Source organism: Archangium gephyra, from assembly GCF_049060025.1.
GTDB lineage: Bacteria > Myxococcota > Myxococcia > Myxococcales > Myxococcaceae > Archangium > Archangium gephyra_A.
In genome coordinates this window covers 9,077,449-9,103,987 of record NZ_JBMEQQ010000002.1, presented here as the reverse complement: position 1 = coordinate 9,103,987, position 26,539 = coordinate 9,077,449, and the positions used below count along the sequence as shown (strand labels likewise).

General features: G+C 69.9%; 24 protein-coding genes. 3 read left to right on the top strand and 21 right to left on the bottom strand.

From position 1 onward, the window contains the following. Positions 1-91: 91 nt before the first annotated feature. A complete protein-coding gene (locus ACN28I_RS39775; protein ID WP_420947103.1) occupies positions 92-1,033 on the top strand; it encodes a DUF4382 domain-containing protein in 942 nt (313 codons plus the stop codon). Between the two features lie 146 nt (positions 1,034-1,179). On the opposite strand, the gene ACN28I_RS39770 is transcribed toward ACN28I_RS39775, so the two are convergent. From ACN28I_RS39770 to ACN28I_RS39735, 8 genes are read right to left on the bottom strand one after another with little or no spacing between them, the layout of a single operon-like run. Beyond that, positions 1,180-2,157: an MBL fold metallo-hydrolase gene (locus ACN28I_RS39770; RefSeq protein ID WP_420947102.1), complete on the bottom strand. Its 978-nt coding sequence runs from the start codon at positions 2,155-2,157 to the stop codon at positions 1,180-1,182. Between the two features lie 50 nt (positions 2,158-2,207). After that, positions 2,208-3,173, bottom strand: a complete 966-nt coding sequence (locus ACN28I_RS39765; protein WP_420947101.1) for a DMT family transporter — start codon at positions 3,171-3,173, stop codon at positions 2,208-2,210. Positions 3,174-3,187: 14 nt separating this feature from the next. Next, positions 3,188-3,973, bottom strand: coding sequence for an N-acetyltransferase (locus tag ACN28I_RS39760; RefSeq protein WP_420947100.1), 786 nt, complete (start codon positions 3,971-3,973; stop codon positions 3,188-3,190). After that, complete coding sequence (locus ACN28I_RS39755; protein WP_420947099.1) at positions 3,970-4,740, bottom strand: potassium transporter TrkH; 771 nt, start codon at positions 4,738-4,740, stop codon at positions 3,970-3,972. Before ACN28I_RS39755 ends, ACN28I_RS39760 begins: the two co-directional genes overlap by 4 nt. Next, the gene (locus tag ACN28I_RS39750) at positions 4,740-4,886 is read right to left on the bottom strand and encodes a hypothetical protein (RefSeq protein ID WP_420947098.1); all 147 of its coding nucleotides are present in this window, start codon (positions 4,884-4,886) and stop codon (positions 4,740-4,742) included. Before ACN28I_RS39750 ends, ACN28I_RS39755 begins: the two co-directional genes overlap by 1 nt. A gap of 12 nt (positions 4,887-4,898) precedes the next feature. Next, on the bottom strand, positions 4,899-9,761 hold the full coding sequence (locus tag ACN28I_RS39745; protein ID WP_420947097.1) for an FG-GAP-like repeat-containing protein: 4,863 nt from the start codon (positions 9,759-9,761) through the stop codon (positions 4,899-4,901). Next, on the bottom strand, positions 9,661-10,782 hold the full coding sequence (locus tag ACN28I_RS39740; protein WP_420947096.1) for a hypothetical protein: 1,122 nt from the start codon (positions 10,780-10,782) through the stop codon (positions 9,661-9,663). The genes ACN28I_RS39745 and ACN28I_RS39740 overlap by 101 nt, the downstream gene beginning before the upstream one ends. Before the next feature lie 38 nt (positions 10,783-10,820). Further along, entirely contained in the window at positions 10,821-11,132 is a 312-nt protein-coding gene (locus ACN28I_RS39735; protein WP_420947095.1) for a PqqD family protein, read from the bottom strand. A 170-nt stretch (positions 11,133-11,302) separates the two neighbouring features. Here ACN28I_RS39735 and ACN28I_RS39730 point away from each other — a divergent pair, with 170 nt between their 5' ends. Further along, positions 11,303-11,872 (top strand): cytochrome c oxidase assembly factor Coa1 family protein, encoded by a 570-nt coding sequence (locus tag ACN28I_RS39730; RefSeq protein WP_420947094.1) that lies wholly within the window; start codon positions 11,303-11,305, stop codon positions 11,870-11,872. An 85-nt stretch (positions 11,873-11,957) separates the two neighbouring features. Here the strand turns inward: ACN28I_RS39730 and ACN28I_RS39725 are convergent, their stop codons facing one another. The 6 genes from ACN28I_RS39725 to ACN28I_RS39700 all read right to left on the bottom strand — a co-directional run bounded on the left by ACN28I_RS39725 (position 11,958) and on the right by ACN28I_RS39700 (position 17,173). Further along, positions 11,958-12,926: an electron transfer flavoprotein subunit alpha/FixB family protein gene (locus ACN28I_RS39725; protein WP_420947093.1), complete on the bottom strand. Its 969-nt coding sequence runs from the start codon at positions 12,924-12,926 to the stop codon at positions 11,958-11,960. A gap of 42 nt (positions 12,927-12,968) precedes the next feature. After that, entirely contained in the window at positions 12,969-13,766 is a 798-nt protein-coding gene (locus ACN28I_RS39720; RefSeq protein ID WP_420947092.1) for an electron transfer flavoprotein subunit beta/FixA family protein, read from the bottom strand. A 148-nt stretch (positions 13,767-13,914) separates the two neighbouring features. Further along, on the bottom strand, positions 13,915-15,051 hold the full coding sequence (locus tag ACN28I_RS39715) for an acyl-CoA dehydrogenase family protein (RefSeq protein WP_420947091.1): 1,137 nt from the start codon (positions 15,049-15,051) through the stop codon (positions 13,915-13,917). Between the two features lie 105 nt (positions 15,052-15,156). Then, positions 15,157-15,813 (bottom strand): fructose-6-phosphate aldolase, encoded by a 657-nt coding sequence (gene fsa, locus ACN28I_RS39710; protein ID WP_420947090.1) that lies wholly within the window; start codon positions 15,811-15,813, stop codon positions 15,157-15,159. Positions 15,814-16,454: 641 nt separating this feature from the next. Continuing rightward, entirely contained in the window at positions 16,455-16,856 is a 402-nt protein-coding gene (locus tag ACN28I_RS39705) for a hypothetical protein (RefSeq protein WP_420947089.1), read from the bottom strand. Further along, positions 16,853-17,173, bottom strand: a complete 321-nt coding sequence (locus ACN28I_RS39700; protein ID WP_420947088.1) for a hypothetical protein — start codon at positions 17,171-17,173, stop codon at positions 16,853-16,855. The genes ACN28I_RS39705 and ACN28I_RS39700 overlap by 4 nt, the downstream gene beginning before the upstream one ends. A 237-nt stretch (positions 17,174-17,410) precedes the next feature. On the opposite strand from ACN28I_RS39700, the gene ACN28I_RS39695 reads away from it, so the two are divergent. Continuing rightward, positions 17,411-18,478: a KpsF/GutQ family sugar-phosphate isomerase gene (locus ACN28I_RS39695; protein ID WP_420947087.1), complete on the top strand. Its 1,068-nt coding sequence runs from the start codon at positions 17,411-17,413 to the stop codon at positions 18,476-18,478. 369 nt (positions 18,479-18,847) lie between these two features. Here the strand turns inward: ACN28I_RS39695 and ACN28I_RS39690 are convergent, their stop codons facing one another. The 7 genes from ACN28I_RS39690 to ACN28I_RS39660 all read right to left on the bottom strand — a co-directional run bounded on the left by ACN28I_RS39690 (position 18,848) and on the right by ACN28I_RS39660 (position 26,501). Further along, a complete protein-coding gene (locus tag ACN28I_RS39690) occupies positions 18,848-20,032 on the bottom strand; it encodes a hypothetical protein (protein WP_420947086.1) in 1,185 nt (394 codons plus the stop codon). 71 nt (positions 20,033-20,103) lie between these two features. Beyond that, entirely contained in the window at positions 20,104-21,759 is a 1,656-nt protein-coding gene (locus ACN28I_RS39685) for an RluA family pseudouridine synthase (RefSeq protein WP_420947085.1), read from the bottom strand. A gap of 99 nt (positions 21,760-21,858) precedes the next feature. Beyond that, entirely contained in the window at positions 21,859-22,650 is a 792-nt protein-coding gene (locus ACN28I_RS39680) for a hypothetical protein (RefSeq protein WP_420947084.1), read from the bottom strand. 193 nt (positions 22,651-22,843) lie between these two features. Next, positions 22,844-24,226 (bottom strand): cytochrome P450, encoded by a 1,383-nt coding sequence (locus tag ACN28I_RS39675; protein WP_420947083.1) that lies wholly within the window; start codon positions 24,224-24,226, stop codon positions 22,844-22,846. 86 nt (positions 24,227-24,312) lie between these two features. Beyond that, positions 24,313-25,524: a cytochrome P450 family protein gene (locus tag ACN28I_RS39670; protein WP_420947082.1), complete on the bottom strand. Its 1,212-nt coding sequence runs from the start codon at positions 25,522-25,524 to the stop codon at positions 24,313-24,315. Positions 25,525-25,546: 22 nt separating this feature from the next. Continuing rightward, positions 25,547-26,044: a hypothetical protein gene (locus tag ACN28I_RS39665; RefSeq protein WP_420947081.1), complete on the bottom strand. Its 498-nt coding sequence runs from the start codon at positions 26,042-26,044 to the stop codon at positions 25,547-25,549. A 181-nt stretch (positions 26,045-26,225) separates the two neighbouring features. Beyond that, a complete protein-coding gene (locus ACN28I_RS39660) occupies positions 26,226-26,501 on the bottom strand; it encodes a hypothetical protein (protein WP_420947080.1) in 276 nt (91 codons plus the stop codon). Between the last annotated feature and the right edge of the window lie 38 nt (positions 26,502-26,539).

The window sequence follows — 26,539 nt, the reverse complement described above, 5'->3', positions numbered from 1 at the left end:
GGGCCCGGGCGCGCGGCACGGGGAGTGCTTTGGGGAGGACACATGAGCCCACGGGCTCATGAGGTCCTTCTACAACCCGGAGCCTTCCTCCATGAAACGCCTCCAGCTTCTCACGCTCGGCCTGTTCGCGCTCGCCTTCGGCCTGGTCACCACCGGCTGCGGCAACGGCCAGAGCAGCGTCACCATCAAGCTCACCGACGCCCCGGGTGACTTCAAGGCCGCCGTCGTCACCATCTCCCAGGTGTACCTGCAGGGCCAGGGCGGCCGCGTGGTCCTCAGCGACGAGGCCACCACCACCAACCTGCTGACGCTGGCCAACGACACCCAGGACATCGTCAAGGACGCCATCGTCCCCGAGGGCAAGTACTCGGAGCTGCGCTTCGTCATCTCCGGCGCGTACATCGAGGTGGAGCAGGCCGACGGCAGCAGCCGCTTCTACGCCACCTCCAACGACTACGCGGGCCTGCCCGAGGGCGCCACCGTCTCCGGCATCCTCCAGACGCCCAGCTTCAGCTCCTCCGGCGTGAAGGTGAAGTTCGACGGCGACGTCGAGGTGGCCGGCGAGCAGAAGGTCATCCTGGTGGACTTCGACGTGTCCCAGAGCTTCGGCAAGGAGCGCGGCCAGGGTGACAAGTGGGTGATGAAGCCGGTCATCAAGGGCGCGGACATCGTGTTCAGCGGCAGCGTGGACGTGACGCTGGCCCAGGGCGAGGGCGTGACCCTGCCCACCGTGGACGGCACCGCCCTGACGCTGGGCTCCTTCCGCGCCACGCTCCGGAGCACCGAGCCGGCCGCCGATGGCGCCGCCGAGCCCGCCGCCGAGGAGATCGCCCTGACGGACCTCAACGGTGACGGCGTGTTCGAGGCCAGCTTCAAATTCCTCGTCCCCGGCAACTACGAGCTGAGCTTCGCGGCCCCCGAGGGCGTGAGCTTCACCACCAACCCGGGCGTGCCGGCCGCCATCACCATCGGCTCGGGCACCATCCAGACGCAGGCCTTCGTGCTGACCTCGGCCTCCGTCTCGGCGCGCTAACAGCTCCTCGGAAAACGGAAGAGTACCCGTAGGACTCGTTGTAGCAGGCAGTCCCCCAAGCAGTACCCCCTCGGTCGTTACCGGATGGGGATACGGCACGGCACCGTATCCCCGTCCGGTCTTTTGCGGGGCCCGGGACTCCGGGCTCAGAGCAGCGAGAGTTGCTTGGGCGCGCCGAGCGCACGCGCATCCAGGCCGTGCCCGCGCAGCACCTCGGCCAGCTCCTCGGCGAAACCGTGCAGGGTGATGACGTCCCGCGCGCCGGTGGCCTTCGCGTACCGCACCAGCGAGGGGCAGTCCGCATGGTCCGAGAGCGGGAAGGCCACGTCCGCGTTGTAGCGCCGCGTCGCCCCCGCCCCATCCAGCGCCCAGCCGGTGAGCACGGCGGTGGCGCGGGGCCAGAGGGGTGCGAGCGCCCCGCCCCGGTTGAGGTGCGGCGGGAAGAAGAGCACCTCGCCCGGCTCGACGCGGCCCTCGTAGCGCCGCAGCGGCTCGATGGGGACACCGAGCTCGCCGTAGAGCTTCGTCACCTCGTAGATGGAGGGGTGGGCCACCAGCGGGAAGCCGCGGTCCGCGAGGTACTTCATCGCCTCCTGGCTCTTGCCCAGCGCGTAGGCCAGCAGCACCGGCACCGCGCCGCGCTCCAGGTGACGGCGCACCCAGGACTCCACCTGCCCCAGCACCTCCTCGCGCGGCGGGAAGACGTAGCGCGGGTGCCCGAAGGTGGACTCGATGACGAGCACGTCGCACTCGGCCACCTGTGCGGGCTCGGCGGTGAGCGAGGGCGCGAGGCTCAGGTCCCCCGTGTAGACGATGCGCTTGCCGTCCTCGCGGGTGACGCGAATCTGCGCGCTGCCCAGGACGTGGCCCGCGGGCAGCAGCTCCAGCGTGAGCGGGCCCAGCGCGAAGGGACGGCCATAGGGCACGGCCAGCGGCGCGTTGAGGTCGCCCAGCCGGTGCGCCATGAGCCGCAGCGTGGCGGCGGTGGCGATGGTGCGCTCGTGCCGGGCGATGTGGTCCGAGTGCGCGTGGCTGACGAAGGACAGCGGGGACTTGCGCTTCGCGTCCAGGGACAAGGGCGTCCCCGTCAGGTGCAGTCCGTTCCTTCGCAGCTCGACGCTCATGGGAGACGCTGGGTATAGCGTGTCCCGGCGGCCTTGCACGTCTTCCCGCCCTACTCGCTGGCCGGTGCGTCCGGCAGCCGGGGGGCCGTGCGCGCGCGCATCCGCTCCCAGAGATGGCCTCCGAGCTCGGCCACCAGCACGCCCAGGACGATGAGGCCACCGCCCACCCACTCGCGCGGGCCGAGCTTCTCGTAGCCGAGCGCCACCGAGTACACGCCCGCGAAGACGGGCTCCATGGAGCAGATGAGCGCCACACGCACCGCGGTGGTGCGGACCTGCGCCCACGTCTGGATGCAGATGGCCAGCGCGCTGGCGAAGAGCCCGCAGAAGGCCGCAGCGCCCACGAAGGACGGTGTCCAGTCCACCCGTGAGCCCGCGAAGGGCAGGCAGAGCGCGGACAGCAGGGCCACCACCCAGAGCTGCACCCCCACGAGCGCCACCACACTCGACTTCGGCGCGTACCGCTCGGTGAGGAGGATGTGGAAGGCGTAGGCCAGCGCACAGCCCAGCGTCAGCCAGTCACCCCGGGACAGGCCGTGCCCCGCGTCCAGCTCCGCGCCGGTGAGGTAGCGCATGCCCACCGCCGCCAGCACCACGCCCACCCACGAGGAGAGGCGCGGCACCCGCCGGAAGAGCACCAGCCCCAGCACCGGGACGAGCACCACGTACAACCCGGTGATGAAGGCCGAGCGCGAGGGCGTGGTGGACACCAGCCCCACCGTCTGCAGGACGAAGCCGAGGAAGAGGAAGACGCCCAGCAGCAGCCCCCGGCGCAGCGTGTCGGGGACGAGCAGCTCGCGCCGGGCGATGGCCGTGAGCGCCAGCGCGCCGATGCCGAAGCGCAGCGCGAGGAAGGAGTACGGGTCTCCATGGCTGAGCGCCCCCTTCACCACCACGAAGGTGATGCCCCAGAAGGCGGTGATGAGGGCCAGGGCCCCGTCGGCCTGGAGGCGCGCACGGCGCTCGGAGTGGGATGGGAGTCCCGTCGTCTGCGTCGGTGCCGGAGAGCTGCTCACGGACTGCTTTTGGCCTACCCTCCGGGCCGATGCAATGGGGGAGACGGCGCCTCCCAGCCCCGAGCCCTCGCCTCCCGTGCGAGCTCTCGCGCGAGCGCCCCGTCCACGCCGAGCCCGCGCGCCACGGGGGCCACCACCCGCCACCGCACCCGCGCGCTCCCCTCCTCCGCATAGGTGAAGCCCCGGAGCCGGCCCCTCGCATCGAAGGCCCCCACCGCCAGCCCCGCGCCCCGGGCCAGCGCGGGCCCCAGCTCCGCCACCGCGTGGGGCAGGTGGTGCCCCGCGAAGACGAGCAGCGCCTCTTCCTCTCCCGGGCGCAGCGGGCGCACCGTCAGCGCGCCGAGCCAGCGGGCCCGCCCGGGCCGTGTCCACGCGGAGGTTCCCCACTCCCGCGCCAGGTGCCGGGCCGCTCGCAACACGGGGCTCCGGAAGGCCGTGGTGCCCAGGCGCTGCGCGGCGCGGAACAACGGGCGGGTGAGCACGGGGACGGGCCACTCCATGCCTCGCGTCCGCACGCGGATGACCCGCCCCAGCAACTCGGCGGAAGGGTCCTCCTTCCCCAGCAACGAGGCGGTGCGCACCGGGGACGTCCCCGTCACGAGGTGCGCCGTCAGTCCGCCATCCGCCCGGAGCAGCACGGCGACGTCTCCCGGAGCCACCGCTTCCGCCGCGCACCGGAGCACCTGGAGGGAATCCCCACTGCGCAACAGGGGCCACATGCTGCGGCCCAGTCCTCGCACCCAGAGCGTCCCGCCCTCGGGGAGCTGGCGCAGGAGTTGCCCCATGGCCCCGGACGTCACGCCGCGCCCACGAAGTCTCGCGCGAAGACGCCCGCGTCCGGCGACTTGCGGCAGGTGAAGAGGAACATGCCCACGCGTCCGGCCAGCTCCACCGCGCGCGCCGCCAGCTCCGGGCGCGACACCGTCCCCGGAGGCGGCCGGTAGGCCTGTTGCAGCAGCAGGCGCACCGCTTCAGGGGCCTCCACGGGACTCACCGATTCGGCCGGGCCCTTCACCACCCAGACGATGCGCGCCAACCGGGCCTCCGCGCACGTGGGCACCAGGTCCGCATCCGAGCGGAAGGGACTGCCATGCACCCGGCCCGAGGGCAGCAGCCCCACCGTCTCGTCCGACAGCAGCGCGCCTCCGGCCGCCACCGCCGCCCGCGCCAGCGTGGACTTGCCGGCGCCACTCGGGCCCACGATGACCAGGGCCTTTCCGGAGAACGCCACCGCCGCCGCGTGGAGCAGCACGCCTCCCTGCCGCAGCACGCTCACCAGCACCGCCGCCCGGAGCGCCGCCTCCGCCGCGAAGGGGTCCGCGGGGATGTGGGCCACCACCCGCTCCGCTTCCACCTCGACGGAGCCCCACCGGGGTCGCTGCGCATCCAGGAGGAAGCCCTGGGCACTCGCCTCGGGGGACAGGGGACGGGCAGTCAGGCGCAGCCGGGGTGAACCTGCCTGCCCGGAGGGTCGAAGGTGAGACCAGACGCACCGCTGCTCGAGCAGCGGAACGAGCCCGTCCTCCACCTCGATGACGCCCTCCCCCGCCAGCACCTCACGCCCCATCAGAACTCGCTGTCAGGCGCACGGATGTCGCAGTTGGGCTCGCAGTCCTGTCCCTGGGAGGCGAAGAGATTGGCCACGAGAATCTTCTCCGAACGGATCGCCGGAGGCCGGTAGGGCCGCTTGCGCTTCCTGGTCTCGTGGGTCATCGCCATCCCTCCTCAATACCAGATCTGCACCCGGCCACCGAGGTTGTCTCCCGCCGCGATGTCCGGCCGGCCGTCCCCGTTGAAGTCACCTACCGTCACGCTCACGCCCAGCGCCGTGGCGCCCGAGGCGAGGAGACGGCCCTGGCTGAACCCTCCGAGCGACAGCTCGAACTCCGAGCCCGGGGTCGCCCGGTTGTAGAGCACCCAGACGGAGCCGCCCGTCAGGATGTTCGTCCCCGCGACGATGTCGGTCTTCCCATCCCCGTTCATGTCGGCGCAGGCCAGCCCGTTGCCGAAGTTGTTGGCCCCGAGGATGTTGAGCGCCGGCGCGGGGGGATAGCCCACCGGCCCGCCATCCGCGTACACCAGCAGACGGTTCGCGAAGGGGTAGCTGATCACCAGATCCCGCCCCGGGCCACCCACCAGGTCCACGTTGGCGCACGCCTCCGTGCCGAAACCGTCGAAGCGGGTATCCGTGCTCGTCGTCTGCGTGAGGACCTGCAGGGCCGAGCCGGCCGGGATGGGGGCGGTGGCATCGAGCACCGCCTTGCCGGAGAAGAGGTAGACGCGGTTGAACTGCTCGCGCGAGGCCGGCAGCGCGAAGTCCCCGTAACCATCCCCCGTGATGTCTCCCAGCCAGGCCACACCGCGCTGGCGGCCGAAGGAGTTGATGGCCGTGGAGACCGGAGGCGTCTCGCCGGTGAAGATGCGATCCGCCCTGGAAGCGGGGATGTGGCAGGACGCGCTGGCCACCGTGCAGGCCGCACCCGAGCTGGAATCGACCTTCAGGGCGTCCCACTGGGCCCGGCTGCGCCCGAAGAAGAGGTACACCCGGCCCACGCCGCTGTTCTCGTAGGAGGAGCTGAGGACCACCTCCCCGAGGCCATCCGCGTTGATGTCGCCGATGATGCGCGCCGCCACACCGAGCCGCCCGCCCGCCACCGTCCCGCGGAACTCGATCGGCGCCGTATCATCGACGATCTTCGCCGGGTCCCCGGTGCGTCCAAAGTAGAGGAAGGCCCGGCCGAGGTTGCCGGACCAGCCGGACGCGCCCACGAGCAGATCCGCCCTCCCCTCGCCGGCCACATCGCCCACGTTGCCGATACCGAGGTCGATACCGAAGTACTGCACGGTGGTATCCGGAGGCAGCAGCGTGTGCTTGGGCGTGGGGGCCGCGCCTCCCGTGGGGAAGAGCTTCGCCCCCGAGTACACGTACACCGCGCCCCGGTTGGAGCCCTGATCGAAGTTGGCGACCACCAGGTCATCCCCCGGTGTCCCGTCCAGGGGGCCGGAGCCCACGAGGAAGCCGAAACGGGTGCCCACGCCGGGGCCGGTCACGTCGCGGGTGCGCAGGAAGTTGTCCACCGTCACGGGCGCGGCGATGCGGCTGTAGTTGCCCACCTCGTCACGCGCACGCAGTTGGAGGGAGTAGGAGGTCAGCGGCGGCAGCGGCGTGAGCGTGAAGGCCGTGGAGGAGCCGGGCAGCGGCGTGGCGCTGGCCTGCTTCACCTTGCCGTTGAAGAAGATGGCATCCGTGGTGATGCCGCCCGTCTGGGCGACGCTCGTCGTCCAGCGCAGATCGTACCCAGCGGGCTCACCGGAGGCCGCGTCCGAGCCGTCGTCCTTCACGGCGCTCCAGTTGACCGCCACCGAGGCGGTGCGCTCGGCCCCCGCCACGACGCCGGCCGACACCACCGGGGCCGCCGGAGGCCGGACGTCCACGGTGACGGTGGCGCTCCGGCGCGTCTCGTTGCCCGCGGTATCGGTGGCCACGATGACCAGGGAGCCCGACGTGCCGTGCGGCAGGGTGATGGGCAGGTCCAGCGCCTTGTCGTTCGAGTCGAGCACCACCGCCGGCTTCACCAGGTCCACGTCGTTGTAGAGGACGCGCACCGTGCCGTTGTTGCCCCCGGTCACCCGGAAGGCGAGCTTCGCCTCGGCGTCTCCGTCCGGAGTGAGGTCGATGATGTAGTTGGTGGGCACCGGAGTGCGGAAGAAGGCCTCGTTGGAGTCGGCCACGTAGAAGAGCGTCGTCGCGGCCGGGACCACGCTCGCGACGCCCGGAGCCGTGAGGTCGACGGTGATGCTGGCGGAGACGGAGGTGGGGGTGCGCCCATCATCCATCTCGAGGCGCAGGGTGGTCGTCGCCGCATCCGGCAGCGTGACGTCGAAGCCGAAGCTCCCGGTGGCCGCGTCCGCCGTGGTGGTGGCCTCGGCCGGCCCCGACGAGCCGCGGAACAGCCGCACCTGACGGCCCTTGCAGACGCCCGTCACCCCCTCGATGCGGTACTGCAGTCCCGTCACCGCCGGCTGGAGATCATCCTTCTGGGCCAGGGTGACCGCGGTCCCCGAGGGCTTCGTGAAGCGCTGGTCGCATCCCTCGAAGGTGACGTTGAGGTTCTCCACGAGGACGACGGTGACGTTGCCCACCGCGTCGCTCACCTCGAAGCGGAGGTCCTGCACGCCGAGCACCAGGTTCGTGTTGACGGAGATCATCCCGTCACTGCCCACGGTGGGAGCCGCGAGCGGCACGGGCGCGCGCCCGTCCTTTGGGATGCTGGAGATGCTGACCGTCCGGCCCACCGCCCCGCTCACGTTGGCGCGCAACGTCACGATGGACGAGCTCAACTCCGATCCCGGAGCCGGAGTGGGAGACACCGGCACCAGCACGGGCGGCTCGAAATCCACCGTCGCGGTCCGCGTGAGGACCGTCTGATTGCCCGCCTCGTCCGTGGCCTGGATGCGGAACGCATACGCCGTGAGACCCGAGGTGGGGACCGTGAAGAGTTCCGAGATCTTCAGCGCGACGGGCGTGCTCCTGCGGGTCTCGTTCAGCGGCGTGACGTGGAGCTCCACGCCCTCGGGCTCCACGTCGGCGCTCGTGCGGGCGGAGAGGAGCACCTGATAGCCCGTCATGGCGGAGTCGGCGTCATCGAAGGGACCGAACACCGTGTTGTCCGCGGGCAGCACGTCCGTGAGGACGGGGGGGAAGCGATCCAACCGGAACTGCGCGAACGCCGCGAGGTTGAGCGGGTCGAGCGGCGCGGGGCTGGAGATCTTGTTGGAGTTACCGGCCGCGTCGGTGATGACGGCCACCACCGGGTAACGCGCCTCCACCGGATTGGGCAGGCTGGAGAGCGGCACCCGGGCCACGCCACCGGACACATCGGCCTGCCCGAAGAGCGTCACGCCCATGGCGTCACGCACCTGCACCTTGCGCCCATCCTCCACGCCGGTAAAGGACACGGTGACGGTGGGGGGGATGCCCGAGGGCGACTCCGCCAGGTTGAGCTGGCCGTCCTGGTTGTCATCGTCGTCGAAGGCGATGCTGGTGACGCGCGGGCGGACCGAGTCCACCACCAGCGAGACCGCCGGGGTGTCCGTGAAGCCCGTATCGTTCAGCACCGCCTTGAGGGCGTACTCGCCATCCGGGAAGGTGAAGTCCGCCACGAAGGAGGGCACGTCGGTGGCGAGCGTGTAGAAGCCCGAGCCATCCCGGCAGGGCGTGGCCGCCGGTACCAGGGGGAGGCTCGTGCAGAGGTCCACGCGACCCCCGGCGGCGGCGCCGGACAGCGAGTACTGCAAGGGAGCCTGGATGCCGGGCTGCTCGGCGTTGCGATCCGCGGCCAGATTGAAGCGGGTGGACGGCACGGGCCTGAGCAGCGTCAGGGTGCGCATCGCGGTGTCCACGGTGAGCAGCTCCGTGGCGCACGCCGCCACGCCCGTGGTGCTGATGAGGGTGGCCCGCAGGGCATTGGCGCCCTCGTTGAGCTCCACACCGGAGAAGGTCAGCTCCTGGGCGGAGCCCGAATCGGTGACCGGCAGCGAGCCCACCTCCCGCGTCCCCTGGAAGAGCTTGAGCTGCCCGGCGCTCCCGGCGGACACCGAGACCCGCACGTTCACCGTCAGCCCGCCTCCCGAGCGGACCGTCCCGTCCTCGAGGCCCAGGGCCCGGCCCGCGGCCGGAGCGACGATGGCGAGGTGCGCGCCCGTGAGGCCGAGCGTCAGCGCCTTCTCCCGCGTGGTGCTGTTGCCCGCGGCATCCGTGGCCTTCACGGACAGCGAGCACGAGCCCGCCGCGGGCACCGTCACCTCGCGCAGCAGGGCGAGGCCCGAGGCATCGGCCACCGTGCGCACGTTGTTGCCCGGATCGCAGCCGGTGAGCGCCACCGTGGCGAAGGGATCGGTGCGGGCGGTGACGATGACCTGCGTGCCCGGAAGCGCGGAGGTATCGCGCGTCTGCGTCCCCAGCACGCCGCTCCCCGCGTCCTCGCTGGAGACGGACACGAGGACATCGGGGCTCACGGTGTCCCGCGTCACGGTGAGCGCCTGGCTCACCCCGAGCGCACCGCACGAGGCCACGAGCTGGTAGACCCCGTCCGAGCCGAGCGCGGCCGACACCTGGGTGCTGCCGCCCACCACGCTCCCCGTCGCGCTCGTCTCCCTTCCGGCCGCATCCCGCACGCGGACCGTGACGGGGCCCGTGCTCGTCTCCACCCGTACGGACAGGGCCGCCTCCGACACCACCACGCCGGGCAGGGGCGAGACGATGCGGCAGGCCGCGCGCCCGGTGCTCACGTTGACCGTCGCGCTCTTGCACGAGGAGGGCAGCGCCGGATTGCGCACGCAGGCCTGCACCGCGTTGCTGCCCTCGGCGAGCGACACCCGCCACGTCGCGAGACGCCCGCCCCCGTCCGCCGCCGCGGTGGCCACCCGCACCGGTGCGCCCGGCGTGCCGGTGACGGTCGTGGAGAACTCGATGAATGTCGATGGGTCACTCGCGCTCGTCGTCGCGGTGACGTCCACCTGGATGCCGTTGGAGGCATTGCCATCCGCGTCCACCACGGAGGACGGCGTGGAGAAGCTCGATGGCATGCGGCGTGGGCGCCACCACCACGTCGAAGGGCCGCTCCACCGGATTGCCGCCGGAGTCCGTCACCCGCAGCGTGTAGGGGAAGAGTCCTCCCCCGGGCACCACCACCTCCGGGAAGGAGACGACGCCACCGGACACCGTCGCGGACAGCGGCGTCTGGCCCTCGCGGGACAGCGTAGCCACCGTGCCGTCCTCGCAGCAGCCCACCACCGCCTCCACCTTGAAGGTCGAGGAGGACACGGCCGCCACGGGCGCGGACAGCTCCACGCGCGGCGCCACCGAGTCCAGGGTGAAGCTGCGCTTGGAGCTCGCCACGTCCTTGTCGCCGTAGCGCACCACCGCGTAGCACTCGGCCACCTGCGCCTCGCACGAGGCCTCGGTGAGCGTCACCGGCACCTCGGTGATACCGCCCGGGGCCACCATGAAGTCCGCCGTGGGAATCCCGCAGGCATTGCCGCAGTACAGCGTGCCCGCGCGGCCCGCCAGCCCGCTGGTGCGCAGCTTGAACCGCACCTGGTAGCCCGGCGTGGCCGGGTCCACGTCGTCCGACTCGCGCAGCACCTGCCCCTCGGCGGGGCCCGAGATGTCCACGCTCCACGACTCCCCGCCCACCGTCACGCTCTGGTTGTGCGTGGCCGTGCGCTTGGAGCCCGCCTCCTCCACCGTCACCCGCAGCACGTTGGTGCGTCCCGGCAGCGTCACCCGGGGGAAGCGCACCTGGCCACCGTCGATGAACGCGGCCGTCGCCTCGCGCCACGAGGGCTCTCCGGCAAGCTGCACCTCCAGCTTCGCCCGGGCCAGCGTCACCGCGCGGCCCGAGGAGTCCGTGGCCACCGCCACCACGTCGTACTGGAAGCCCTCGGCCGCCGGGTCCGCATCATCCCCCTGCGCCAGCCGCTGGCCGTCCACCGGCTGCCCGAACACCACCGTCAGCTCGGACTCCACCGGCGGCGTTCCGCACGTACACCCCGCCACCCACAGCGCACACACCGCCAGAATCCACTGCCATCCCGCTCGATGCATGAGTGCCTCTCGCTGTACCCAGGCCGGCCCTCCCGGGCTCACGGCCCGAGCACCAGCACCTTCTTTTCCACCAGCAGCCTCACGAAGGAGACCGTGTCCTCACGGCATTGCGCTGGCTCCACCTCGAACTCCTCGCACAGCACTCCCACGATGTCGCCCACTGTGCGACACCCGTCGATGAGCTCGAGGATGCGCTCGGCCACCTCGGACGCCTCGCCGCGCTCGTCCTCGAGCGTGTGCAGGGTGTCGTCCGGGCCCACCGCCAACATCCGGTCCCCGACTCGCTGAACCCCCGCCTCCGGGTGCAGGCGCGGCACCGCCTCCAACACGTCTCCTCCGCGCGCGTTCACCAGGCTCCTCGACCCGCCAGCCTCGACGAAATGGGTGGGATGCTACCCGGTCACCCCACCCCGGGCCAGGAACGGCGCCCGCTCGCTGGCCCTGTTGTCGACCATTCAGGAACCGTTATGACGTGAGGTGCGCGCTGCCCGACACGGGGGCGCGGGGAGACAGGAAATTTATGAGCACGACGTCAGAGGGCCAGATGGTCCCCCAGCGGGGCTGGTGGAGCCGCAACTGGATATGGGCGGCGCCCGTGGGATGCATGGGGCTGCTGTTCTCCTGCTGCCTCCTGGGCTTCCTCCTCTTCGGCGCCACCACCTGGCAGTCCCTGCGGGGCTCGGGTGTCCTCGTCGACGGGGTGACCCAGGCGAAGCAGTCCCTGGAGGTGCGCGAGGCGCTCGGCGAGCCCATCGAGTCGAGCATGGTGCCCCAGCAGTACTCCATGCACTCCGGGACGGACGGAGGCTCGGCCCGCTTCGCGGTGGGCCTGAAGGGCCCCAAGGGCAGTGGCACCCTGTATGGCGAGGCCTACAAGAAAGGCGACGCGTGGACGTTCACCACCTTGAAGGTGGAGGTGCCGGATCACCCCGTCATCAACCTGCTCGGGCCCTCGTCCGAGCCGGCCCCGAAGACGATTCCCTTCGACCCCAAGTCGCTGCCGGACGTGGAGCCCCTGCCCGAGGACGAGGAGCCCGCTCCACCCGAACCCAAGCGGGGCAAGCAGGGCCAGGAGGACATCCAGCTCTGATCCATTCAACGCAGAAGGGGCGGCCGCGAGGAGTGTTCCCCCCGCTACCGCCCCTCCTGACTCCGAGCCGTGAGGCTCCGAGTGCCTAGCCCTTGGCCTTGTGGATGGCCTCGCGCAGCGCGGGCAGCACCTTGAAGAGGTCGTCCACCAGTCCGTAGTCGGCCACCTGGAAGATGGGGGCCTCGGGGTCCTTGTTGATGGCGACGATCGTCTTGGAGCTCTTCATGCCCGCGAGGTGCTGGATGGCTCCGCTGATGCCCGCAGCGATGTAGAGCTGCGGCGCCACCACCTTGCCCGTCTGGCCCACCTGCAGGTCGTTGGGCACCCAGCCGGCGTCGCACACCGCGCGCGAGGCGCCCACCGCGGCGCCCAGCTCGTCGGCCAGCGCCTCAATCTCCTTGAAGTCGCCCTTGGTGCCGCGACCACCGGAGACCACCACGCGCGCCTCGGTCAGCTCGGGACGCGCGCTCTTGACCTCCTTGAAGTCCACGAACTTCGTCTTGCCCGTCTCCACCTTGGGCGAGAAGGCCTTCACCTCGGCGGCACCCTGGCCCCCCGCGGCCGCGGGGAACTCGGTGGCGCGCAGCGTGAACACCTTCACCGGCGTGGTGAGCTTCACCTCGGCGAACACGTTGCCCGCCCACATGGGCCGGCTGAACGTCACGTCCGCGCCACCGCCGTTGAAGCCCATCACGTCCGTCGCCATGGCCGCCTGCAGGCGCGCCGCCACGCGGGGCATCAGGTCCTTGCCCTGCGCCGTGGACGCCATGCCCACGTAGTCGGCGCCAATGGACTTCGCCAGCTCGGCGATGGCCGGGGCGTACGTCTCGGCCAGGTAATTCTCGAACTCGGGCGCCGCGGCGGTGTGCACCGCCTTGGCTCCCAGGCCCGCCAGCTCCGTGGCCACCTTGGAGGGATCCTTGGAGAGCAGCACCAGGTGCAGCTCCGCGCCCGCCTTGTCGGCGAGCTGCTTGCCCGCGCTCACGGCATTCAGGCTCGCCTTGCGCAGGTTCCCGTCCGGCTGCTGCTCCGCAACGATGAGAACGATCGGCATGTTCAGCTCCAGATTCTCGAAGAAGAGGGGAACGGGCCCCGGTCAGACCGCCTTGGCCTCGTTGCGCAGCTTGTCCACCAACGTCGCCACGTCCGGCACCTTGATGCCGGCCTTGCGCGGAGGCGGAGAGGCCATCTTCAGCACCTGCACCTTCGGGGTGACGTCCACGCCCAGCTTGGCCGGGGTGAGCTCCTCGATGGGCTTGCTCTTGGCCTTCATGATGCCCGGCAGGCTCGCGTAGCGCGGCATGTTCAGGCGCAGGTCCGTGGTGACCACCGCGGGCAGCGTGCACTCGAGCGTGGCCAGCCCGTTGTCCACCTCGCGCACCACGCGCACGCTCTTGCCGTCCGGGCCCACCGTCAGCGCCGGCACCTTGTTCTTCTCCTGCTCGCTCTCCAGCGACTCCACCTTCGAGGCGAACGTGGCCTGGCCCCAGCCCAGGAACTCGGCCAGGTACTGGCCCACCTGGTTCTGGTCGTCATCGATGGCCTGCTTGCCAAGGATGACCATGTCCGGCTTCTCCTTCTCGGCCACCTTCTGCAGCAGCCCCGCCACGCCCATCTGATCCAACGGGCCCGTGTGGTTCACCCACACCGCGCGCGCGGCACCCATGGCCAGCGCGTGCCGCAGCTGCTCCTGCACTTCCTTGCCGCCGATGGAGACCACCACCACCTCGCCGCCATGCTTGGCCACGAGGCGCAGTCCCTCTTCGACACCAATCTCATCGAAGGGGTTGATCTTGTACTTCAGCCCCTCTTGCACGATGCCCGAGCCGTCCGGCTTCACCTTGATCTTGGACTCGGGGTCTTCCACGCGCTTGGCGGTGACGAGGATCTTCACGTCCTTCTCCTTAGAGCGGGTACTCCCAGAAATGGCGCAACAGGGCGCAGATTCATGACGCAACGCGCCGCGTCGCGGGGCGTTGATCTACGCATCAACACCCAGCGACGGCAACGGAGAAGCGTCTGCAGCGGACAGTTTTTCTTCCCTACTTGAACAGCTCGCGCGCGATCACGAGGCGCTGCACCTGGCTGGTGCCCTCGTAGATTTGAATGAGCTTGGCGTCGCGCATCAGCTTCTCCACCGGGTACTCCTTGATGTAGCCGTAGCCGCCGTAGACCTGCACGGCGTCGGTGGCGACCTTCATGGCCATGTCGGCGGCGAAGCACTTGGCGTAGGAGGACACGAGGGTGGGCTTCTGGCCCTCATCCAACAACCAGGCGCTCTGGTGGCACAGCAGGCGCGCGGCCTGGGTGTTCATGGCCATGTCGGCGAGCATGAACTGGATGCCCTGGTGCTCGCGGATGGCCTTGCCGAACGTCTTGCGCTGAGCGGAGTACTCCAGCGAGTACTCGAGCGCGGCGCGGGCGATGCCCACCGAGAGGATGGCGGTGACGGGACGGCTGTTGTCCAGCGTCTCCATGGCGATGCGCCAGCCCTCGCCCTCCTCGCCGATGCGGTTGGCCACCGGGACGCGCACGTCCTCGAAGGTGAGCGCCACGGTGTCGCTGGCGCGCTGGCCCATCTTGTTCTCGTGCTTGCCCACGGTGAGGCCCTTGGGACGGCCCTCCACCACGAAGCACGTAATCCCCTTGTGCTTCTTGGCCTTATCCACGGTGGCGAACACCGTGTACTGGTCCGCGTGGCCGCCGTTGGTGATGAAGCACTTGGAGCCGTTGAGGACGTAGTGGTCCCCATCGCGCACGGCGGTGGTGCTCATGTTGGCCACGTCCGAGCCCGCCTCCGGCTCGGTGAGGCAGAAGGAGGCCAGCTTGAACTTCTCGGTGAAGGGCCGCAGCAGCCGCTGCTTCTGCTCCTCGCTGGCGCCCACCATGATGGGCAGGTTGGCCAGGTCGTTGGCCGTGATGGAGGTGGCCATGCCGGCGCAGCCCCAGGCCAGCTCCTCGTAGGCCAGGAGCTGGTCCAGGTGCGACAGGCCCACGCCCCCGTACGCCTCGGGGAGGGCCATGTTCAGCAGGCCGTTCTCCCAGGCCGACATGATGATCTCCCGGGGGAACTGGGAGGTCTCGTCGTGGTGGGCCGCCTTGGGGCGGATGACCTCGCGGGCGAACTTGCGCGCCATCTCCTGCAGGGCACGCTGGGATTCGGTGAGCTGGAAGTCCATGGTTCCTCGCTGATGTGGGAGAGGGGACTACACGCCCCCTGATTCCAGAATCAACGAATACCCCGGACCGGAGAATTGTGCCAGCACACCGCACCCGCAAGGGGACTACGGCTTGGCGGACTTGGGCACCTTCTCCCAGTCGGCGAGGAACTTCTTGATGCCAATGTCGGTCAGCGGATGGTTGGCGAGCTGGGTGATGACGCTGTAGGGCAGCGTGGCCACGTCGGCGCCCATGCGAGCGGCCTGGAGCACGTGCACCGGGTTGCGGATGCTGGCCACCAGCACCTGCGTGGTGAAGTCGTAGTTCTGGTAGATCTCGATGATGTGGGCGATGAGCTCCATGCCGTCCTGGGAGATGTCATCCAGGCGGCCCACGAAGGGCGAGATGTAGGTGGCGCCGGCCTTGGCGGCCAGGAGCGCCTGGTTGGCGGAGAAGCAGAGGGTCACGTTGGTGCGGATGCCCTCGGAGGTGAGCGCCTTGACGGCCTTCATGCCCTCCACGCCCATGGGAATCTTCACCACGACGTTGTCGTGAATCTTGGCGAGCTGGCGGCCTTCCTTGATGAGCTCGGGAGCCTCGGCGGAGACGCACTCGGCGCTCACGGGGCCATCCACGATGGAGCAGATTTCGCGGATGGTCTCCTCCAGGCCGCGGCCCACCTTGGCCAGCAGCGACGGGTTGGTGGTGACACCATCCAGCACGCCCATATCGTGGGCCTTGCGGATCTCCGCGACGTCGGCGGTATCGATGAAGAACTTCATCTCGTCCACTCTCCGTTCAGGTCAGGCAGTGAGCCTGTGATGGAAAACGCGCGGAGGCAGGAGGTGCGCTCCCGTCTGCCCGCCGGGCGAGCAGGCGCGTAGCCGATGCCCCCCGGTGCGTCAAGCTGGCAGGCCCGGCCGGGTCCCGGAAGGAGGCTGGGTCAACCATGCCGGAATGCGTAGTACCCCTCGAGGACCGGCCGCCCTCCCCGCTGCGTCATGCCGAAGTGGCGCAGCACTTCCACGTCCCACAGTTCCTCGGACTCGAAGCGCAGGGCCTGGCCGGTGGGAAGCTCGAGCCTCGATGACCAGGTGGGAGCGGCGCTCGTGCTCGTAATCGTAGTGCACCTGCCGGATGCCGGCCCCCTTGAGGACGCAGTAGATCATCACCCGGATGGGCGCGGAGAGGGGAGATGCGAACGCCTGGATGAGCGGGCTGAGCGCTTCGCTCTCCGCGACGAGCTGCTCCAGAAGGTGTGGCGACAGGGGCCGCGACAGGCGCCGCTGATACTCCGCTTCGACGGCCTGCATCTCCCGCAGGTACCTGCGCGCCGCCTCCTCCGCATCCCCTTCGAGCGCCCACCCCACTCCGGCGGAGTCGAACAACTGCCTCAACGTTCGTGTCTGTTCTCCCTCCTGCGTCACGCTGCCTCCCCCCGCGGTTGAGTGTTGCCTTGCAAGAGCCAGCGGTTCCATTTGATGTTCTCGAGTAGCTCGCTGACCAGCAGCCCCGAGGCGGAGCGCCTGTCGTTCACCACGAACGACAGGGCGTCCTCACTGCGCGAGACCCAGATGACGGCATCCGCGTTGCCGGCCGTCAGGCCGTCCCGGCGCCAGGACTCGAAGCTGGCCGGGTCCCGATAGATGAAGACTTCGGCTGCGGGAGTGAGCGGGAAGAGCCGCTCGCTGCGGATGGGCAGGACCGGCCGACCAGGAACCTCGACCAGGGCATCCCTCCAGACGCTGCGAAGCCAACGAACCGTCAGGTCAATCTCCGTCCCGCTGGAAGCACCCTCCACCCAGAGGTCATCTCCGCCCATCATTCGATGCCGGTCCTTCCGTGGAACGCCTGCCGCCCTCGTTCCACCTCATAGTTCACGGGAGAGTAGAAGATGCGCTTGAGGCGGCCCCGACCTCCCGGCAGCGGCAGCAAATCCCCCCGGTCTCCGAAAGAGAAGATGTAGTGGAGCTTTTCCCTGGGCAAGAACAGCTTCACCGCGAGGTTGTGCTCGTCCTGCTCGTAACTCGTGAAGTAGGCCCCCACGGGATGGTGCGAGGCCGGAGGCTGGGTGGCCCTGAAATTCCAGGTGGGTTGGCTGCGGATGCCGTCAAAGCCCGCTTTGTTCGTGAAGTGATTCATGTGCGGAGGCTCGTGCAAGCACCGGACCGGGCAGTACCGGGGAGCAAGCAGGGCGGGGGCGCCGTCCCGTAGGCCCTCGAGCGTCTCGGGTGCAGGACGGATGGCGCCCGGAGTTGCCTCCAACAGCATCCCGCAGTGGGAAGCATGAATATCCGCCGGGCGAGCAGGCGCGTAGCCGATGCCCCCCGGTGCGTCAAGCTGGCAGGCCCGGCCGGGCTGGGGGTACAAGGGCGCTCCATGGCCCGCGCCTCTCGAAGCACCGCCCGGAAGCCCCGCCTCCGCGCCATTCTCGGACACGCCACGCCCGCTCCCACGCCCTCCCCCGCCGCTCAGGATGAGCGCGAGGCCACGCTCACCTATGCGCGCAGCGTGCTTGAGGCCGAGGCCCAGGCCATCCTCGGGCTGATGGGGCGACTGGACGGCTCCTTCCTGCGAGCGCTCGAGCTGGTGCGCGACTCGGTGCAGACGGTGGTGACGGGCGTGGGCAAGGCGGGGCTGATCGGCCAGAAGCTGTCGGCCACGCTGGCCTCCACGGGCATCCGCTCCGTCTTCCTGCACCCCACCGAGGCCGTGCACGGAGACCTGGGCCGGGTGGGCCGCGGCGACGTCATCCTCGCCCTGTCCAACAGCGGCACCACCGAGGAGCTGGTGCGGCTGCTGCCCTCCTTCAAGCGGCTGGGCGTCCCCGTCATCGCGATGACCGGTGACGCGGAGAGCCCGCTGGCGCGCGGCGCGGACGTGGTGCTGGACATCGGCCGGATTGAGGAGGCCTGCCCCATGGGCATGGTGCCCACCGCCTCCACCGCGGCGCTGCACGCCATGGGCGACGCGCTGGCCATGGCGGTGCTGCGCGCCCGGCCCTTCGGCTCGGCCGAGTACGCCCTGCTCCACCCGGGCGGGAAGATTGGCCGCTCCGTCATGCGCGTCTTCGAGCTGATGCGCTCGGGCCCCGCCAACCCCGTGGTGCGCGACAGCGCGAAGCTCTCCGAGGCCGTGGTGGTGATGACCAACACCCCGGGCCGGCCCGGTGCCACCAACGTGGTGGACCGGCAGGGACGGCTGGTGGGCATCTTCACGGACGGAGATTTGCGCCGGCTCGTCGAGCAGGGGCGGACGAGCTTCGACGTGCCCATCCGCGACGTCATGGGCAAGCGGCCCCGGTGCGTGGGCCCCGAGGTGCTGGTGCTCCAGGCCACCAAGCTGATGCGCGAGTTCCGCGTGGACCAGCTCCCCGTGGTCGACGCCGAGGGCAAGGCCGTGGGCCTGCTCGATGTGCAGGACCTGCTCGCCGCGCGCTACTTCTGAGAATCTTCCAGCGCCATCATCCCCGCGCCGGAGCCCGCGCCCCCCTCGGGGACTTCACTTGTTGACAGAGTCTTCTCGTACGCGGAGTGTTGGAGCCCCAGCCGCTGGTGGCTGGCGATTCCTTGGAGTCACTCCATGACGAAGAAGAACCTGATGGTGGTGGCCGTGTTCGTCGTTGGCCTGCTGGGTGGCGGTACGGCGGCGATGGCGCTGTCGAGCCTCTGACATGGCGCCCTGCCCGATCGACTTCACCTGCCGCGATGAGCGCGGCCGTTGCATTCCCTGCCCGGAGTGGTGAACCCGGAGTAAGGCGCTGGGAGCCCGAGACGTGGGGCTCCCGCCGCCACCCACCTGTTCGCGGATGGCGCGCTACTGGGACGGTGGCGGGGACGCGTGCTCGGAGGGCTGCGCCGTGGGCCTGACTGGCTGCGTCAGCAGCGCACGGGCGGCGATCTCCGTGAGCGTGTAGAGGATGAAGGCGTCCTGGTCGTCGATGGGGCGCTCGTCCTGCAGGGCGTGGATCTTCTTCCGCCGCTCGTTGAGGGCCGAGAAGATGTTGTCCTCGAAGCGGCCAATGAGCCGGGACTGGCGGCAGGCCCCCACCAGCTCGCCCAGCGTCGCGCGGCCCACGTCCTTGCCCCCCACGCTCGTCACGGGCGGCTCATGGGCGGCCAACAGCCCGCGCAGCATCCGCTCGCAGCAACGCGCGCACGCCACCACCACCTTCTGCGGCTGGCGTTCCTCGAGCGCCAGACGGGCCGAGGCCAGCTCCTGCAACAACTCCAGATCATCGGTCTGCCAGGTGAACAGCGACACGGGCAGGGCGAGGGTATCGGTCCCCTGGGAGGTGAGGGTGAGCTGCGGGCCGTGCTGCTCGTCCACCACGTCCAGGAAGCCGAGCGCCACCAGCTTGCGCAGCCGCAGGTTGAGGTCCCTCGCACCAATGGCCATGTCGTTGATCATCACCGCCGCCACATCGCTGCCACTCTGGGCCACCAACTGCAGCACCCGGTAGTCGAGCGTATCGAGCGGCGTGCGGGTGGGCGGCAGGGTCCCGGCCTCGCCGAGCTCGCTCCGCGCGGAGAGCACCTCCTTCGGGTCGAAGCCCACCAGCCAGCTCTGCTGGTGCAGCACCAGCGGCAACAGCCCTACCGCCACCACCGAGAGCAGCAGATCGGCCCACAGGCTCGGCAGGGCGAAGCGCTCGGGCCAGGCGACGAGCAGGAAGCCGTCGAGCGCCACCAGTGCCTGGAAGAGGCTGCAGAAGACAGGATAGACACGCAGCGCGGCGCGGTGCTGGTACACCGACACCTCGGTGAGGCCCAACCGCACCAGCACCAGCAACGCGGGGTAGGCGCCCGCGAACACGAACAGCCCGCCCAGCCTCACCAGCAGCCGCACCTGCGCCAGCGCCGAGGCCTCTACCCAACCTGGAAAGGTGAGCCGGGCCACCACCGGCGTCGCCACGCCCAGCGCAACCCCCGCCAGGATGACCACGGCCCGCCTGTCACGCAGGGCTCCCAGCTCCAGATGCTTGCGTCCGGCGTTCGCCATGGCCGCACAGCATAACCCCAGGAAGGGACGTCTCTCCCCTCCCCTACTCCCGAGCAGCAGCCGCGGCGGCCTCAGAACGGCGCGGAGCTTTCGAGCTCGATGCGCGCGCTCGTGTGCGGATGGTTGAACGACAGGGCCTCGGCGTGGAGCATCAGGCGCGTGTCGTCACGGCCGTACAGCCGGTCGCCGGTGATCGGCGCGCCGAGGCCGAGCGGGTGCGCGACATGGACGCGAAGCTGGTGCGGCAGCCAGGTGCGGGGCCAGAGCGACACCCGGGTCCGGGGGCCGCTCCGATGAGTGACACACCAATCGGTGATGGCGCGCTTGCCGTGGAGCGGGTCGACGAGCTGGCGGCGACGGTCCTCCCGGTCCGCCCGCAGCGGCAGCTCGATGACGCCCTGCTCGCCAGCGACGTGCCCCTCGAGCCATGCGACGAAGCGCCTGTCGGCCTCGCGCCGCGCGAACTGCCGCTGGAGCGCCGCGTGGGTCGCCGCGTCCCTGGCCAGGAGCAGCAGCCCGGAGGTCTCGGGTTCGAGGGCATGCACGACGAGCAGTCCGGACGCGTGCCGCCGCGAACGGACGAGCACCGAGTCACGTGACGGCTCGTGGCGGCCGGGGACCGAGAGAAGACCGGGAGGCTTGTCCACGACGAGCACCCACGCGTCCTCGTACACGAGCCGTAGCGCATCCGCCGGGCCCGGTGCCGCGCCGGGGAGCGGCGCCAGATCGACGGACAACCCCTCGAGCATGTACGGCAGGACGCCGCCGCACTTGCTACGGCATGCCGGGTAGTACACCCCCGCGTGCCGTCCTCCCGTGAGGGGCGGCGCCCCCCACCAGAACTCGGCGAGCGCCAGGGGCCGCAGGCCGTGACGGTAGGCCTGAGCGAGCAGCTTCGGTGCGGCACAGTCGCCCGCGCCTCCCGGCGGCGGCTCGGGCGCGAAGAGCGTTGCCAGGAGCCGGCTCTCGCCGCGCGCATTCGGGATGACGTAGCTCTCGGCGATCTGCCGCCACAGTTGCCGCGAGCGCTCGGCGCGCAGGTGCTCGATCCCGGCGCGTTGCGTGTCGAGCGCTCGCAAGGCCGAAACCAGAACCTCACGCTCCTGCTGGTGCGCCACCTCCAACCGCTGGCGTTCAGCGGCGTCAGCCCGGCTCTCCTGCTCGAGCGCGTGAAGCGCCGCACGGCGCTCGTCGTCTCCGGCCTCTCCGTTGGCCAGGCGCTGGCGCGCATCGTGCCGGAAGCCACGGTTCACCTCATGGCGCGCTCGCATCCCGGCGATGGCCGTACCGTGGCGCTCGGTCATGTCCGCGAGGCTCGCTCGGAGCGCGACGGGCTCCGCCCCCTCGGCCAGCAGGGCATGGCGCGCACCGAGCGCTCGCAACTCCGCCTCACCAGCGGGCAGGAACGCGTCGCGCGCGATGGGGTCGAAGAGCGGCGGCGCGAACCCGTCGACCTGCCAGCGGCCATCGAGCATGCCCGAGAACCCACGGAGGTAGCCGACGCGGCCATCCGGAGCCGCGACGACCAGCACCCCGAACATCTTGCCCTGGCCGGGCGCGTCGAGGGCTCCGAGGTCTATCCCGCTGACGAGGCCACCGTGGAGCAGGAACCGTTGCAGCTCCTCGGCGGCCCGGCGAGCCAGGGCATGCGGCGGGCCGTGAGCGAACGGGTCCGTGAGCCGCACCGGCACCTTGGCCGCGGCCGGCTGCGGCTCGAAGTACGTCACAGGAGGGCCAGGAAGAGACACGGGAGCCAGAGTGTAGCGCCGCCGCCGCCGCAAGGCTCATGACCCCAAGCCCGCCGTTCCCCAACGACGTCCCGCCACTCACTGCCCGATCGATTGGGGCAGCGGTTGGGGGAGCATGGAGGTCGTGTAGCACTTCCCCTGGTACTCGTAGAGTTCCTCCGGGCACGGGGCCTTCAGCTCGTGGGGCACCCAGCAGGCGCCCATGATCTCCACCTCGATACGCGGCGTGCACGGAGGGCGCTTCTGCCCTTTGTAGGGCTTGCGCGGAAAAGGATGGGCGAGGACCAGTGGCCCTCCGTCCGCGGGAGCCCTGAGCGAATGGCCCGTGAGAGGTATCATGGTGTCCGTCGGCACCTCTTCGCTCACGGACGCTGGCGAGGCTCTCGCCAAACGGTCCGGGCCGTCCGCCGGTGGGGACAGGGGCGCCTGCCAGAGCAGGGCGAAGACCAGGGCACACAACGCGGCGGCGCCAGCCAGCGCCAGCCCCAGGCGCCACCGGGAGCGAGGTTCATCGTAGACGGGGAAGGCGTCGGCCATGCGCTTCACGCCCTCGTGCACATCCTCGAACACGCACACCAACTCCTCCATGGACTGCCTCTCGGGGTCCATGGACCTGGGGGAGTGCTCCACCTCCAGGACGAGGTAGCTGGGGGAAGCCGAGGAGATGCAGCGCACCCGCCAGTCCGGCAGCGGCGCCGAGCCGTCCTCGGTGGGTCTGAACACCAGGGCCGTCACCCCGCTCGTCTCGTGCGTGGCCCGGTAGAGCTCGCCGCGGCTGTGCTCGTCCTGCGGCACCTGCTCGTGGAGCTGGTACGGCCCCACCTGCTCCACATCCTCCCTGCTCACCTCGGACTTCTTCTCCTCGTCCACGCGTGCTCCTCGTTGGCCTCTCCACCTGCGCGAGGCCCGAGGCGCTTGTTTGCACCGGGCCCAACTCCCGCTCCAGGACGTGCACGGTGGCCCCGAGAAGCCCTACTACTCACTACGTCAGCGAATCGGTTTTACGACGACGTGGAGGAGGAAGACGAAGACCCCGCTCCGTGAGCGAGGCCACCGCAGGGGCTCACCGCGCCTCGATCAGCATCGGCAAGCCGTTGCTCACTCCGAGGGTGCCGAACATGTCGAACCGCGGCACGTGGCCGGGCTTCAGGCGCAGCTTGAAGCGGCGTGCGAGCATGGCCGCCATCACGTGTGTCTCGAGCAGGGAGAAGTTGTTGCCCAGGCAGATGCGCGGTCCGATGGCGAACGGGTGATAGGCGTGAGCATGGCGTGCCGCCTCGCGCTCGGGCAACCACCGGTCGGGATCGAAGCGCTCCGGCTCGTCCCAGAAGCCTGGGTGCCGGTGGGTGGCGTAGGCGAAGACAATCGTCCTCGTGCCGGCCGGGATGCGGACCCCATCGAGCTCGTCATCGGCAACGGCGTCACGGGCGTACATCGGCGCGGCCGGATAGAGCCGGAGGACCTCCTTCACGACCTGGAGGGTGTACGGAAGCCGCTTCAAATCATTGAGCGTCGGAGGCGCGTCGCCCACCAGCACCGAGTCCAGCTCGGCATGCAGCCGCCGCTCCACCTCCGGGTTCTGGGACAGCGCGTACCACAAGAACGAGAGCGTCCGTGCCGTGGTCTCATGCCCCGCGGCGAACATGGTCAGGCCGTTGTCCACGAGGAGCTGCTCCGCCATGAACGTCCCCGTCTCCTCGTCCTTGGTCGTCATCATCTTCGTCAGCAGGTCATCCGGCCACTGCTCGGTGGGGATGGCCCGGCGCCGCTCGATGAGCTCGCGGATGTAGGCCGTCACGAGCTTCTTGGACCGGCGGAACCGCAGGTTCCCGGGAGTGGGCACCCAGTGCGGCACCTGGACGGGACGCATCTGCATGCCCGAGATGTGGGAAACCATCGTCTCGATCGAGTTCTTGATCCGCTGCAGGGTCTCGCCCGAGTCGGTGCTGAAGACCGAGTGGAGGATGACGGAGGCGGTGACCTGCATCATCTCATCGAGCATCTCGACGGGACGGCCGGAGCCCTGGTGCCGCGACCGCCAGCGCTCGATGAGCTGCTGCGTGTCGGAGAGGAAGATGGGGAAGAACTTCTCCACGCCGCGAGGGGTGAAGAACGGCGCCATGAGTCTGCGCTGTCGGCGCCAGTCATCCCCGGTGGCGGTGACGATGCCGTGGCCGAGCAGCAGCTCTCGGAGGACGTCGTAGCTCTCGCCCTTGTCGTAGCTCTCGCGGCCCGTGACGTTGATGTGGCGCACGTGGTCCGGGTGGGTCACCAACAGGAGCGACTGCGCACCCATCCGGAGGCGGATCAGATCTCCGTGCTGGCGCCAGGTACTCATCAGCCAGCCGAGGAACCCCTCTCGCCGGACGGCCTTGAGCATCTCGAAGGTGGAGGGAGCGTACTCGGTGAGGGTCCGGGGCGTGTCGATGGAGGGGGCCGTATTCATGGTCATGGAATCCTGGGTCAGGCCGGGGTCAAAAGGGAATCCTGAGTCTCCGCTCCCGCCAGGGATACAGGTAGACGCGCGGCGCGCTACAGCTTGACCGGCAGCTTTTTCGGCCCGCGCATGAGGACGCCCGTGCGCCACTTCAGCGACTCCGCTGGCGTGGCCAGGCGCAGGTTGGGAAACCGGTTCACCAGCGTCTGGATGGCGATCTGTCCTTCCAGCCGCGCCAGCGGTGCCCCCAGGCAGTAGTGGATGCCCAACCCGAAGGACACGTGCTTGTTCGGCTCGCGGCCCAGGTCGAGCGTGTTCGGGTCCTTGAACTGGCGCTCGTCCCGGTTGGCCGAGGCGAGCACGGCGAAGACCAGGTCTCCACGCGGAATCGTCACCCCACTCACGGTGATGTCCTCTCGCGCGATGCGCTCGGTGGAGATCTCCACCGGGCTCGCGTAGCGCAGGAGCTCCTCGACCGCCGGCTCGATGAGGGCGGGCTCCTTCCTCAGCCGCTCCAACTGCTCGGGGTGCTGGAGCAGGGCGAGCGTGCCGCCGGAGATCAGGTTCACCGTGGTCTCGTGCCCGGCCACCAGCAGGAGGAACGCCATGCTGACCAGCTCGTCCGGGGTCAGCTTGTCGCCCGCCTCCTCCGCCTGGATGAGCGCCGAGAGCAGGTCGTCTCCCAGGGACGTGCGCCGCTGCGCGATGAGCTTGCGCAGGTAGCGGGTGAACATCACCACGCTCGGGATGGAGAGCAGCACGTCCGTCATGTCCGTATTCGAGACGAGCCGGTTGGACCAGTGCTGGAACTTCCGGTAGTCGCCCGGGGGGACGCCCAGCATCTCGGCGATGATGGTCACGGGCAGCAGGAAGGCGTACTCCGCGACGAGGTCCATGGAGCCCTTGCGCGCGGCCGCGTCCAGCAGCTCGTCCGACAGGGTCTGGACACGCGAGCGCAGCCGCTCGATCAGCCGCGGCGTGAAGGCCTTGTGGACGAGCGCGCGCAGCCGGGTGTGGTCCGGCGGATCCCGGCTCAGCATGTTCTGCACCAGCGGCGTGAAGAACTTGAAGAACCAGGGCAGCTTCGCCTGCTGCTCCGGAGTCATGCTGCCGAGGCGATCCTTGCTGATGCCTCCGTGCTTCAACACCTGGGCGACGTCTTCGTAGCGCGTCACCAGCCAGCCCACCTCGTTGCCCGGGACCTTGATGCGGAAGACGGGCGCCTCCTCGCGCAAGCGCGCGTAGACGGGGAACGGGTTGGACTTGAAGCGCTGCGACTTGAACTCCGGCTGCGGCAGGGTCTGCATGAAGAGCCTCCCGCGGGAGGATCTAACACGGCCCGGACAGGCTCGCGGAGGCGCATGCGGAGACGGGTCCCGCGAATGCACCCACGCGCTGCTGCCGCCGGACGCGCTCGGCCGGGGCGCGCAGGCCCGCCTCGTCCAGGTGCCGGGCCGCCCAGGCGCTCGCCGCGTCCAGGTGGGGGACGATGGTGTAGGGCACGGGCGGCGGCCTGAAGTGGAAGATGACGCTCATCGTCAGCACCACCGTGGGCGAGGTGATGACGTAGGCGAGCCCCAGCAGCGACTGGCGCATCAACGCCGCGTTCGCCTCGAGCCACTCCACGTGCCGCTGCCGCTGCTCGCTCGACAGGAGCCACAGGGCGCGCAGGTCGAAGATGCAGAGGTGGCGCTCCCCCCGCTGCAAATATTGAGTGGACCTGTCGAGGTAGGCCTCGAACTCCTGGCGCGAGGGCTCGCCGGTGAGACGCACGCCCAGCAGAGGCCATTGAGAGTCGTCGAAGATGAAGGGGGCCGCGCGATTCATGGGACCCAAGATGTGGAGGCGGTCCCCTTCTTCAGCAAGGTGCGCGCGTGTGTTTTGCCCTACCCGAGGGGTCGGGCACCGTCTCAACGCACTTCTTCAACCGCTCTGCAGCGTCATTACCGCACCGGCGCGGGCTCAGCTCCTCGCGCGCCGGCAGGCCTCACGGCCCCAGCAACGGGGACTAGCGGGTGGAGGCAATCACCACCAGGCCCGAGGCAACACGGATGGCCTCATCCACCTGATAGGGCATTCGTCCGAGGGACTCGGCATCGAGCTCGTCCCCCTCGATGCTCCAGGAGCCATTGACCGGGGCCGAGATCGGGAGGAGAGAAGGAGGGAGCAGGGCCCGTGCGACATCCTCGGGCAGTTCCAGTGTCGCGGCCTGTGCGGAGGCCCCGCCTTGTGGCTCGAGCGCCTTCAATCCCTCAGCATCGAGCTCGAGGTACACATACGCCACGGAGTCAGAGGGACCCAGGCCCTCACCGCCCCTGGGCA